The organism is Hymenobacter rubripertinctus (assembly GCF_003583925.1).
Lineage (GTDB): Bacteria > Bacteroidota > Bacteroidia > Cytophagales > Hymenobacteraceae > Hymenobacter > Hymenobacter rubripertinctus.
The window spans coordinates 87,447-98,672 of sequence record NZ_QYCN01000029.1 but is presented as its reverse complement, the minus strand read 5'-3'; the positions used below and the strand labels follow the sequence as shown (position 1 = coordinate 98,672).

Sequence of the window (11,226 nt, the reverse complement as noted above, 5' to 3'; positions counted from 1 at the left end):
ACGAGCATCGTGGAGGCCATCAACTGTTCGTTGCGCCAAAAGTGCGGCGTGTTGGTGCGCAAGTCCTGCTCGTTCAGTCGGTGCGAGAAAATGCACCACATGCGCATCCAACTCGTCATCGACGAGCACAACCGTCGGTTAACGCCAACTTGAATCACCTCGCATTATACCACCGCCAAAGGAACGGATTTCTTTTGGCAGGTAACGGACTATCGGGTGGAGAGGCGCTGCGTACCCGAGCCAAGCGCCGTTATTCAGCGGGTGCTGGCTGGTCAGCGTCCGGACTCCCGGGCAGCGCCAGTGCCTGGCCCGAACCTAAGGAGGTAGTAAAGCCAACGAACCCGTTGCCATTCCGCAGGTGCCCAATCTGGGGAGGCTGCTGGCAGCGTGGTGAGCATCGCCGCCAGCGCGCCATTACTGCGGCGTTGGTCAGTGTCGGGTCGCTAACGTGCATACTATCAGGCAAAAAAATGGTATCTGTTTCCGGCAACTGCTCAGCCAGTTCGCCCCAATGCCCTTGGGCACGAACTAACTTCGCGGTGTTTTTGCCCTGTTGACCGATAAGATTTCCCCCAACAAGTACCGCCCACTGCGTATATTTGCTCAGAAGTTAACCAAACGGTTAATCCATTATGCCGAAACAACCATCCACCGTCGCCCCCAAAGTGAGCACCGAGGAGCTTATCCTGGAAGCGGCGCAGCAGGTGTTTCTGGAGAAGGGCATGAGCGGGGCGCGGATGCAGGAAATTGCCGACCGTGCCGGCATCAACAAAGCCCTGTTGCATTACTATTTCCGCAGCAAGGAGCAGCTTTTTAAGCTCATTGTGGGGCGGGCGGTAGGCACCCTGCTGCCCCGCATGCTGGCCCTGCTGGAGTCGGATTTGGAGCTTTTTGAGAAGATTCGTCGGGTGGTGCGCGAGTACATCACCTTCGTGAGCGCCAACAGCTTCCTGCCGCTGTTCGTGGTGAATGAGATTAACCGCAATCCGGAGTTTTTCTTTAAATCCATTACCCGTAAGGAGAAGCCGCGCTTGGACGCCTTCCACCGGCAAGTGGCAGAGGCCGTGGCCGAGGGTCGCATCCGGCCCATGGCCTCGACCGAGCTGCTGATGAATATGATGTCGATGGCCGTATTCCCGTTCATGGGAAAGCCAATTTTTCAGGCCGTGCTGGCGCTGTCGGAGGCCGATTTCCAGGTCGAAATGGAGCGCCGCCGCACGGAAGTGGCCGAGTTTGTCATCCGGGCCATTCAGGCCTGATATTTTTTTGCCTCTTGTTTAACCAAGTAGTTAAATCGTATGGATAAGTCTCGAATCCTTCTGCTGGCGCTGGCGCTGCTGGGCCGCGGGGCGCTGGCCCAGGCTGTGCCGCCCGCCCCCGCCGACGGGCCGCCCCTCACGCTGGCCGCCTGCTACGCCGAGGCCCGGCAGCACTACCCGCTGCTGCGGCAGCTGGCCCTGAACGACGAGCAGGCTGCCGCGCGCATTACCCGGCTCAAAACCCTGCAACAAATCCCGCAGGTAGCCCTCAATGCCCAGGCCAGCTACCAGACCGAGGTAACCCGTGTGCCGCTCGACCTGCCCGGCGTGGCCCTGCCCGCCGTGGCCCGCGACCAATACCGCCTCACTCTCGACCTGAGCCAGAACCTCTACGACGGCGGCCTCACGCGGCAGCAGCAGCAGCAGGAGCAGCTGGGCCGCGCCACCGGCAACCGGCAGGCGGAGGTGGGCTTGTATAAGGTGCGCGAACAGGTTGACAACCTGTTTTTTGGCGTGTTGCTCACCGATGAAACCAGCCGCCTGCGCCAGGGCCTGCGCACCGACCTGCTCACGCGCCGCACTGCCCTGGCCGCCCGCCAGCGCTACGGCACGGCCACCGGCCAGGACCTGGCCCGCCTCGATGCCGAAACCCTGGGCCTCGACCAGCAGGTGTGCGACCTGGCCCGGCAGCGGGCCATGCTATTAGGCCAGCTGGGCGAGCTGCTGGGCCGGCTCCTGCCGCCCACCACGGCGCTGGAGCTGCCCGCCGAGCTGCCCCCGGCTCCGCCCCGCCCCGAGTGGGCGCTCTACCAACAGCAGCGGGCGCAGCTGGCGGGCCAGGCGCGCCTGCTCGATGCCCGCCTAGGCCCGCGCCTGAGTGCCTTTGGGCAGGCGGGCTACGGCCGGCCGGGGCTCAACTTTTTCCGCAACGACTTGCATGCCTACGGCCTGGGCGGGCTGCGGTTGAGCTGGACCCTGAACGGCTACACCACCCGGCGGCAGGACCAGCAGTTGCTCCAGCTGGATGCCGAGGCCGTGGCGGTGCAGCAGCAAAGCTTCGCGCAAAGCCAGCGCGTGGCCCTGGTGGCCCAGCAAAGCGCCGTGGACCGCTACCGCGACCTGCTCACCACCGACCAGGCCCTGATTACGCTGCGCGAAAAGGTGCGCGCCACGTCGGCCGTACAGCTGGCCAACGGCATCATCGGGTTTGCTGATTACTTCGCCGATGCCAACCAGCTGGCGCAGGCCCAGCTCAACGAGCAGCTGCACCGCCTGCAGTTGCTGCAAACCCAGGCAGCTCTGCTCAGCGCCCAAGGCGGCCCCGCCGCCACCGATTCTGCTTCCCCAACTCAGCCTTAATTCTTCCCGCCGTATGCTTCATCTTCTTCACTCCCCGCTACGCTTTTGGTTGTTGGCCCTGGCGGTGGTGCCAGGCCTGCTGAGCGGCTGCCAGCCCGCCGCCCCGCGCTTCGATGCCTCGGGCAATTTTGAAACCACCGAGTATGTGGTGGCGGCCGAGGCGACCGGCCCCCTGCTGCGCCTGGCCGTGCGCGAGGGCGATGAGCTGCCCGCCGGCCGCGTGGTGGGCCTGGTAGACACGCTGGCCCTGTCGCTGCGGCGCCAGCAGCTGCTGGCCAGCGTGCGGGCCGTGCGCGCCCAAACCCCCGATGTGCCCGCCCAGCTGGTGGCCCTGGAGCAGCAGGCGGCCAACCTGCGGCGCGAGCGGCAGCGCGTGCTGAACCTGGTGCGCGCCGATGCCGTGCCCGCCAAACAGCTCGACGACCTGGACTACCAGCTGGCTGTGGCCCAAAAGCAGGCCGCCGCCCAGCGCGCCGCCCTGGGTACCCAGGCCCGGGGCACGGCCGCACAGGCTGGCCCGCTCCAGGCCCAGCTGAGCCAGCTCGACGACCAGCTCCGGCGCAGCCGCGTGGTGAACCCCGTGGCCGGCACCGTGCTTACGGTGTATGTGGAGCCGAGCGAGGTGGTGGGCTACGGCCAGCCGCTCTACAAAATCGGCGATACGCGGCAGCTGGTGCTGCGGGCCTACGTGGCCGGCGACCAGCTTACCCGCGTGAAGCTGGGACAGGCGGTGAAGGTGCTGGTGGATGCCCCCGACGGCGGCCAGCGCGAGTATCCCGGCCGGGTGCAGTGGGTGGCCAGCAAGTCGGAATTCACTCCCAAAGTGGTGCAAACCAAAGAGGACCGGGTGAGCCTGGTGTACGCCCTGAAAATTGCCGTGCCCAACGATGGCAGCCTGAAAATCGGGATGCCCGCCGACGTGCGGTTTTGAGTGCCTATTCGAATTGGTCGTCATGTTGAGCCGAGCTCAGCATGACCGTTCTTGTTTTGCCTGTTCGGATAGCCCCTAAGCTCCGCCACCCTCTTTTCTCCCACCTGATGCCCGCCGCCATGTTCGCCATCGACCTTCAACACCTGAGCAAAAGCTATGGCCCCGTGCAGGCGGTGCAGGACGTGAGCCTGCGCGTGCCGCCGGGCGAGCTGTTCGGCCTCATCGGCCCCGACGGGGCGGGCAAAACCACCCTGTTTCGCATCATGGCCACGCTGCTGCTGCCCGATGCGGGCACGGCCGCCGTGGCCGGGCACGACACGCGCGGCGGCATGCGGGCCATTCGGGAAGTGGTGGGCTACATGCCGGGCCGCTTCTCGCTCTATCCCGACCTGACGGTGGCAGAAAACCTGGACTTTTTCGCGGCCCTGTTCCGCACCACGGTGCGGGCTAACTACGAGCTGATTCGGGATATTTATGAGCCGCTGGCCCCGTTCCGCGACCGGCGGGCAGGGGCCTTGTCGGGGGGCATGAAGCAGAAGCTGGCCCTGTGCTGCGCCCTGATTCATAAGCCCGAAGTGCTGTTGCTCGATGAGCCCACAACGGGCGTGGATGCCGTGTCGCGGCAGGAGTTCTGGCAGGTGTTGGGGCAGCTGAAGGCGCGCGGCATCACCATTATGGTTTCGACTCCCTACATGGATGAAGCGGCACGCTGCGAGCGGGTGGCCCTGCTGCAGGAAGGCCAGGTGCTGCGCGTGGATACCCCGGCGGCCCTGCAAGCCGCCTATCCGGTGCCGCTGTACGCGGTGCGGGCCACGGGCAGCCTTTATCCGCTGCTGCAAAGCCTGCGGGCCTACCCGGCCACGCGCACGGTGTATGCCTTCGGCGAAGAAGCCCACCTGAGTTTGCTGCCCGCCGCCACGGCTGCTGCCACAACCGGCACGGCGGAGGCCGACTTGCTGGGCTACCTGGCGCGGGCGGGCCACGCCCAGGTGCAGCTGCGGGGCCTCACGCCCACCATCGAGGACACATTTATGGAGCTGCTGGGGGCCCGGCCGGCCGCTACAGCCCCCACCGCACGATGAGCGGGGCCGCAACACAGCTGCCCGGCGCGGTGGCCGGGCCAGTGATTCGGGCCGAGGGGCTGACCAAGACCTTCGGGGCATTTACGGCCGTCGATGCCATCAGCTTTGAGGTGGCGGCGGGCGAGATATTCGGTTTTCTGGGGGCCAACGGGGCGGGCAAGACCACGGCCATGCGTATGCTCTGCGGCCTGCTCACGCCCTCGGGTGGGGTGGCCTCGGTGGCAGGCTTCGATGTGGGGCGCGAGCCGGAAGCCATCAAGCGGCGCATCGGCTACATGAGCCAGAAATTCTCGCTTTATGACGACCTGACGGTGCGCGAGAACATCCGCTTCTACGGCGGCGTGTACGGGCTGCGCACCACCGAAATCAGGGCCAAGACCGAAGCGCTGCTGGGGCGGCTGGGCCTGGCCCACGAGCGCGACGCGCTGGTGGGCAGCCTGCCGCTGGGCTGGAAGCAAAAGCTGGCCTTCTCGGTGGCCCTGCTCCACGACCCGGCGGTGGTGTTCCTGGACGAGCCCACGGGCGGCGTAGACCCCATCACGCGCCGGCAGTTCTGGGACTTGCTGTACGAAGCAGCGGCCCGGGGCGTCACCGTGTTCATCACCACCCACTACCTCGATGAGGCCGAGTACTGCGACCGGGTGTCCATTATGGTCGATGGCCGGATGGCGGCTCTGGACACGCCGGCCGGGCTGAAGCAGCAGTTTGGGGCGGCCGACATGAACGAGGTTTTTCTTCAGCTGGCCCGAGGGGCCAAAAACACCGAATAGGCCCGCCATGAAAGCTTTTCTTCTGTTCGTGCGCAAGGAGTTCTACCATATTTTCCGGGACCGCCGCACCCTGCTCATCCTGTTTGGCATGCCCGTGGTGCTGGTCACGCTTTTCGGCTTCGCGCTCACCAACGAGGTGAAAAACGCCGATGTGGCCGTGCTCGACTTCGACAAAGGCCCCCACGCCCGGCAGGTGCAGGCGCGGCTGCTGTCGTCGGACTATTTCGGGCTGCGCCACTACTTGGGCTCGTACCGGGAGGTGGAGGCGGCGTTCCGGCAGGGCGATATCAAGCTGGCGGTGGTGTTTCCGGCCGGCTTCTCGCACGAACTCGACCACCTGGGCCACGCGCAGGTGCAGCTCGTGGCCGATGCCTCGGACCAGAACACCGCCACCAGCCTGGTGAGCTACGCCACGAGCATTGTGCGCGACTATGCCCGGCAGGAGCTGCCGCCGCCCGCCCCCGGCACGGCCGGCCCGCACGTGGAGGCCGTGGCCCGGCTCTACTTCAACCCCAGCCTGGAGGCGGCCTACACGTTCGTGCCCGGCACCATGGCCCTGATTCTGCTGCTGGTGTCGGCCATGCTCACCAGCATCACCATTGCCCGCGAAAAGGAAACCGGCACCATGGAAGTGCTGCTGGTGTCGCCCATGCGGCAGCTGCCCTTCATTCTGGGCAAGATTGTGCCGTATTTTCTGCTGTCTTTCGGCAATGCCCTCGTTATTCTGGCCCTGGGCGTGTGGGGGCTGGGCATGCCCATGCGGGGCAGTCTGGGGCTGCTGCTGCTCGAAACCCTGCTCTACACCTTCGTGGCGCTGGCGCTGGGCGTGTTTATTTCCACGCGCTCCAGCACGCAGCAGGGGGCCATGCTCTTCTCTATTCTGAGCCTGCTGCTGCCCACCGTGATGCTGAGCGGCTTCCTGTTTCCGCTCGAAAGCATGCCCCCGCCCATGCAGGCCGTGTCGCGCCTGATTCCGGCCCGCTACTACATCGACATTCTCAAGGGCATCATGATAAAGGGCCTGGGCCTGCGCGAGTTGTGGCCCGAAACCGCCGCCCTGCTGGCGTTGGCCGCCGGGCTGCTGCTGCTGGCCTTCCGCTCCCTCAAAAGCCGGCTGGCCTGATACCATCTTAACTGCAAGCTGCTCATGCGCATCGTTTGGTTTTTGCTCGAAAAGGAATTTCATCAGCTGCGCCGCAACCGCACGCTGCTGCTGCTGTTGCTGGCGCCGGTGGTGCAGCTGCTGGTGCTCTCCAACGCGGCCAACTACGAAATCCGCAACCTCAACCTGGTGGTGGTAGACCAGGACCACAGCCCGGCCGCCCGCCGCTTGGTCGATAAGTTTCAGTACACGCCCTACTTCCGGCTGGTGGCCGTGCGCCCCTCGGTGCGCGCCGCCGAGCAGGACCTGCTACGCGACCGCGCCGACGTAGTGCTGGTGGTGCCGCGCCACTTCGAGCGGGCGCTGGTGCGCGAGCGCCGGGCCGACGTGCAGCTGCTGGTAAATGCCCTGAACAGCGTGAAGGCCGGGCTGGCAGGCAGCTACGCGGCCAGCATCGTGCAGGCGTACCAGGGCGAGGCCCGGCCCGCCACGGTGGCGGCCGTGCTGGCCGGGCGCGGGGGGCTGGAGGTGGTGCCGGCCTACTGGTACAACCCGCGCCTGAACTACAAAACGTTCATGGTGCCGGGGCTCATTTTCCAGATTATGACGCTGATTGTGATGTTTCTGGCCACGCTCAACATCGTGCGCGAAAAGGAAATCGGGACCATCGAGCAACTCAACGTCACGCCCATTCGCAAGTGGCAGTTTATGCTGGGCAAGCTGCTGCCGTTCTGGCTGGCGGGCTTCTACCAGCTCAGCGTGGGGCTGCTGGTGGCGCGGCTGGTGTTTCAGGTGCCGCTGGTGGGCAGCCTGCCGCTGCTCTACGCCGCCACCGCCCTCTACCTCACCGTGCCGCTGGGCATCGGCCTGCTGATTTCGGCCAGCAGCCGTACGCAGCAGCAGGCGCTGTTCGTGGCGTTTTTCTTCCTCATCATCTTCGTGCTGCTCAGCGGCTTGTTCACGCCCATCGAGTACATGCCGGCCTGGGCCCAGGCCCTCGACCGGCTCAACCCCCTGGCCTACATCATCCGCATCGCCCGCATGGTGCTGCTCAAGGGCAGTACCGCGCGCGACATTGCCGGGCCACTGGGAGCCCTGCTGCTACTGGCCCTCACGGTGAATGCCCTGGCCGTGTGGCGCTACCGCAAAACCTCGGGCTGAGCAATATGTGTACCCCAGGCTCAACCCGCGCCCAACAGCCGGTTGCTCTGGGCTGGCTCACTCGTCCGCCCGAGGCCGCCCGGCGCGTCCCTCAGACGACGATAAACGTGTCGTGCGGCTGCACTACCAGCGGGCGGTGTTGCGCCAGGTAGGTACGCATGGCGGCCACAATGTGCTGCCCGGTTTTTTGGCGGTTGCGGCCAAACTTGGGCGGCACGCCCTGCGAGGTGATGAAGGCCGCTGAATAGGTGCGGGCCGGGTCCAGTGCCTTGCCCTGCACGAACACGGCCTGCAGGCGGCTGCCTTTGGGGTTTTCGGCTTTGAAGTACGCTTTCAGGCCTAGGGTGCGCTTCACGTAGCCGCCCATCTGGTGCAGCGGGTTCTGGCTGTAGGTGCCTTCGAGGTTCTTTTCGAGCATCTCGTGCAGCTCGGCCCCCGTGAGCTCCGCGGTCTGAATTTCGGGGTCCATGGGCACCAGGTCGTAGAGGTCGTTGAGCAGTACCGGACCGGGCGCGATGGGCGCGCCGTAGCGCCAGCCGTTGGAGAAATACAGGTCGGCCGGCACCAGGGCTTGCAGGCTGGCCAGCAGGAAATCATCGGCCGGGCACTCCACCGACGTAAGCCGGTGCAGGCCGGTGTCGGTGGTGCCTACTGTTTCATTGAGGGCGGCAAAGGGCTCCAGCGCCGCGTCGATGCGGGTTTGCAAAGCGGCGTCGGGGGCTATGCTTTCGCTAATTTCATGCAGCTCGTGGGTGTGCGAAACCACGCGGCCAGCTTCCACCGTGAGGGTGAGCTGGCCCAGAAACGAGCCGTGGGAGCCGGACTGGATTACCAGCGCCCCGCCCGCCTCGAAAGGCTTATAGAGCCGGTTATGGGTATGGCTGCTCAGGCACACGTCAATGCCGGGGCAGTCTTCGAGCAGGGCTACATCCTGCGGAAAGCCGCAGTGTGAGAGCAGGATAATCACGTCGGCGCGCTCCTCGTTGCGCAGGCGTTGCACGTGGCCCGGTAGCTCGGCTACGCCGTTGGTGAAGCGCAGGCCGGTGCTGAAGTGGGCCGGCATCGTCTTGTCGACGATAGGGCAGGCCAGCCCGATGATGCCCACGCGCAGCCCTGCCGTTTCCAGCAGCAGCGTGGGGGCGTAGGCCAGCTCCCCGCTATCCTCGTGGTAGATGTTGGCGGCCAGCAGTGGGTAGTTGAGTTGGCTTACCAGTTCCCGGAGCCGGGCCGGACCGTGGGCAAACTCCCAATGCGCCGTCATGGCCGCAATGCCCAGCTCGTTGAGGATGGGGGGCAGGATGCCGCCCTCGGTGGCTACCACTGGCCGGGTGCCGTGGAAGGTGTCGCCGCCATCGAAAAGCAGGTGGTTGGGGTGCTGCGCCCGCAGCTCGCGCAGGCGCGTGGCAATGCGGGCATAGCCGCCGCAACGGCGGTACTCAAGGCCGGTGGGGCCGAAAAAGGCTTCCTGGTGCAGGTTGAGGTAGCCGTGCACATCGTTGAGCTGGAACAGGGTGAGCGTGGTGGGCATAGAAGGAAGGAAAAAGTCGAATAATGAGGTGTCAGCCAGCTGCCAGCTTAAGCAAGCGGCCAACAGAGGTCGGCCGCTCGGTGGGAACGGGGTAGGGGCGGGGGCTTCCAAAAACGAAGAATCGCGAGCTTGCCCAAGCTGCGGCAGGTGCCCAACCTTGCAGGCCGGGCACGTTGCTGCACCACCTCGATGGTCTCCCCGCCGCGTTACCGGGCCGACTTGGCCAGGTTGTTCAGCGCGGCCAGGAACTCGGGCGTGTCGTACTCGGCCATACCATCGTGGCGGGCCGCTACCTGCCCGTCGGGGCCGAGGATAACGGTGGAAGGGATGGCGCTGGAGTTGAACGGGGCGGGCAGCTCGGCCGTGCGCAGGTACACGGGGAAGGTGTAGCCGCGTTTCTGCACAAATTTGCGGGCCTTGGCCGGGTCCTCATCAAGCGAGAGCATCACGAAGGCCACTTTCGAGTGGTCTACCTTGTTATAGAGGGCGTAAATGCCCGGCATTTCGGCCACGCAGGGCGGGCACCAGCTGGCCCACAGGTTCACAAACACCACTTTGCCTTTCAGCTCGCTCAGGTTCACGGCTTTGCCGTCGAGCGTAGTAAGCGGCAGGTTATGGGGGTAGGCGCTACCATTGGTAAGCGCCACCGGTGTGGCGGTAGCGGGCGCCACGGGCACGTCGGCCTTCATGAGGCCGGTGGCCAGCAGGCCGCGCTGCAGGCCACCGAGCACGATGGGCCGCAGGGGCGAGAACATAACGAGAGCGAACAGGGCCAGCGGGAGCCAGGAGATGAGGGTTTTGCGATTCATAGTTGAGGGATTTAAAGAGACGACAAAGTTAATATGAACAAAGTTTCATTTGTTACGCACCAGCGGGTTTGGGCTTGGCGACGGTTACGGGCTGGCCATCGGCCAGCTGCCCGGAGGCCTCGCGCACCAGCACGTCGCCGGGCGTGAGCGCGCCGGAGATTTCCACCGAGTCGCGGCTGAGCAGCGGCCCGCGGCGCACCGGCACCCACTGCGCCCGGCCATCCTGCACCCGGATTACCTGGCTCTGCTGGGGCTGGTCGGGGCGCGCGAACACGGCCGAAACGGGCACGGCCCGGCCACTGGCGGCGGTGGGCAGGGCCACCAGCACCTGGGCGTACATGCCGGCCTTGAGCTGGCCGGCGGCGTTGGGCACGTCCATTTCCACCAGCTCGGAGCGCACACTCTGGCTCAGGCGGTCGGCGTGGCGGCGGTAGGTGCCAGTAAAAGTCTGGCCGGGGAAGGCGGGCACCGTGAACGGCACCGCAGCGCCGGGCTGCAGCCACTGGCCGGCCGCCGCTTCGGGCACGGCCACTTCCAGGCGCAGGGTGCGGTTGTTTTCGAGCGAGAAAAGCGGGCTGGCCGGCTGGCCCCCGCCCGGCCCCACCAGCGCCCCGGCCGACACGTTGCGGGCCGTAATGACGCCGGCAAACGGAGCCCGCACCACCAGGTAGTTGCTCAGCTCGCGGCTGGCCTGCAGCTCGGAGCGGGCGGCCTGCACGTTGGCCTGGTCGCCCTGCATGTCGGCGCGGGCGCGCTCCAGGTCGTTGGGCGAGATGGTGCCGGGCTCCTGGCTGGTGCGCAGCAGGCGCTCGTAGCTGGCTTTGGTGCCCGAGAGCTTGGCCTGGGCGGCCTGCCAGCGCGAGGTGGCCCGGGCCAGCTGGGCGGCCAGCTCGGGCGCTTCGAGCAGGGCCAGGGTCTGGCCTTTGGCTACGCGGGTGCCCCGGTCAACGAGCACCTGCTTGACGAAAGCGCCCACCCGGGGGAAAATATCGACCTGCTCGAAGGGCTTGAGCTCGCCGGACAGGCGCAGGCGGCGCACGGCCGGCGCGGCCCCGAGCGTGAACGTGGCGACGGGCGCCACCACCGGGGCCGCCGGCTTGGCGGCCGCTTCGGCCGCGCCCGAATCATCGGTGGCGGAAGTGCAGCCGGCCAGGGCCAGGCCGGCCAGCAGCGGGGCCACGCGCTGGCGCAGTCCAGTAGTAAGGTTCAGATAATCAGTCATAAG

Annotated in this window: 10 protein-coding genes; 7 read left to right on the top strand and 3 right to left on the bottom strand. The window is 66.1% G+C overall.

Annotation, left to right across the window (positions count from 1 at the left end; translation table 11 throughout):
• Positions 1-632: 632 nt before the first annotated feature.
• The 7 genes from D0T11_RS16645 (at position 633) to D0T11_RS16615 (ending at position 7,664) form a co-directional block, all read left to right on the top strand.
• Complete coding sequence (locus tag D0T11_RS16645) at positions 633-1,259, top strand: TetR/AcrR family transcriptional regulator (protein ID WP_119656926.1); 627 nt, start codon at positions 633-635, stop codon at positions 1,257-1,259.
• Between the two features lie 39 nt (positions 1,260-1,298).
• A complete protein-coding gene (locus tag D0T11_RS16640; RefSeq protein WP_119656925.1) occupies positions 1,299-2,618 on the top strand; it encodes a TolC family protein in 1,320 nt (439 codons plus the stop codon).
• Positions 2,619-2,631: 13 nt separating this feature from the next.
• Positions 2,632-3,549 (top strand): HlyD family secretion protein, encoded by a 918-nt coding sequence (locus D0T11_RS16635; RefSeq protein WP_182888461.1) that lies wholly within the window; start codon positions 2,632-2,634, stop codon positions 3,547-3,549.
• 107 nt (positions 3,550-3,656) lie between these two features.
• The gene (locus D0T11_RS16630; protein ID WP_245990957.1) at positions 3,657-4,631 is read left to right on the top strand and encodes an ABC transporter ATP-binding protein; all 975 of its coding nucleotides are present in this window, start codon (positions 3,657-3,659) and stop codon (positions 4,629-4,631) included.
• Positions 4,628-5,401: an ABC transporter ATP-binding protein gene (locus D0T11_RS16625; protein ID WP_119656923.1), complete on the top strand. Its 774-nt coding sequence runs from the start codon at positions 4,628-4,630 to the stop codon at positions 5,399-5,401. The genes D0T11_RS16630 and D0T11_RS16625 overlap by 4 nt, the downstream gene beginning before the upstream one ends.
• 7 nt (positions 5,402-5,408) lie before the next feature.
• Entirely contained in the window at positions 5,409-6,524 is a 1,116-nt protein-coding gene (locus D0T11_RS16620) for an ABC transporter permease (protein WP_119656922.1), read from the top strand.
• A 24-nt stretch (positions 6,525-6,548) separates the two neighbouring features.
• Entirely contained in the window at positions 6,549-7,664 is a 1,116-nt protein-coding gene (locus D0T11_RS16615) for an ABC transporter permease (RefSeq protein WP_119656921.1), read from the top strand.
• A 91-nt stretch (positions 7,665-7,755) separates the two neighbouring features.
• Here the strand turns inward: D0T11_RS16615 and D0T11_RS16610 are convergent, their stop codons facing one another.
• The 3 genes from D0T11_RS16610 to D0T11_RS16600 all read right to left on the bottom strand — a co-directional run bounded on the left by D0T11_RS16610 (position 7,756) and on the right by D0T11_RS16600 (position 11,223).
• Positions 7,756-9,192, bottom strand: a complete 1,437-nt coding sequence (locus D0T11_RS16610; protein ID WP_245990954.1) for a bifunctional metallophosphatase/5'-nucleotidase — start codon at positions 9,190-9,192, stop codon at positions 7,756-7,758.
• 206 nt (positions 9,193-9,398) lie between these two features.
• Positions 9,399-10,001 (bottom strand): TlpA family protein disulfide reductase, encoded by a 603-nt coding sequence (locus D0T11_RS16605; RefSeq protein ID WP_119656920.1) that lies wholly within the window; start codon positions 9,999-10,001, stop codon positions 9,399-9,401.
• 52 nt (positions 10,002-10,053) lie between these two features.
• A complete protein-coding gene (locus D0T11_RS16600; RefSeq protein WP_119656919.1) occupies positions 10,054-11,223 on the bottom strand; it encodes an efflux RND transporter periplasmic adaptor subunit in 1,170 nt (389 codons plus the stop codon).
• Positions 11,224-11,226: the final 3 nt, after the last annotated feature.

Excerpts from the sequence above, each read along its gene's own strand:
- D0T11_RS16630 (WP_245990957.1), top strand. The coding sequence starts at position 3,657 with ATGCCCGCCGCCATGTTCGCCATCGACCTTCAACACCTGAGCAAAAGC.
- D0T11_RS16620 (WP_119656922.1), top strand. The coding sequence starts at position 5,409 with ATGAAAGCTTTTCTTCTGTTCGTGCGCAAGGAGTTCTACCATATTTTC.
- D0T11_RS16600 (WP_119656919.1), bottom strand. The coding sequence starts at position 11,223 with ATGACTGATTATCTGAACCTTACTACTGGACTGCGCCAGCGCGTGGCC.
- D0T11_RS16625 (WP_119656923.1), top strand. The coding sequence starts at position 4,628 with ATGAGCGGGGCCGCAACACAGCTGCCCGGCGCGGTGGCCGGGCCAGTG.
- D0T11_RS16645 (WP_119656926.1), top strand. The coding sequence starts at position 633 with ATGCCGAAACAACCATCCACCGTCGCCCCCAAAGTGAGCACCGAGGAG.
- D0T11_RS16605 (WP_119656920.1), bottom strand. The coding sequence starts at position 10,001 with ATGAATCGCAAAACCCTCATCTCCTGGCTCCCGCTGGCCCTGTTCGCT.
- D0T11_RS16640 (WP_119656925.1), top strand. The coding sequence starts at position 1,299 with ATGGATAAGTCTCGAATCCTTCTGCTGGCGCTGGCGCTGCTGGGCCGC.
- D0T11_RS16635 (WP_182888461.1), top strand. The coding sequence starts at position 2,632 with ATGCTTCATCTTCTTCACTCCCCGCTACGCTTTTGGTTGTTGGCCCTG.
- D0T11_RS16610 (WP_245990954.1), bottom strand. The coding sequence starts at position 9,192 with ATGCCCACCACGCTCACCCTGTTCCAGCTCAACGATGTGCACGGCTAC.
- D0T11_RS16615 (WP_119656921.1), top strand. The coding sequence starts at position 6,549 with ATGCGCATCGTTTGGTTTTTGCTCGAAAAGGAATTTCATCAGCTGCGC.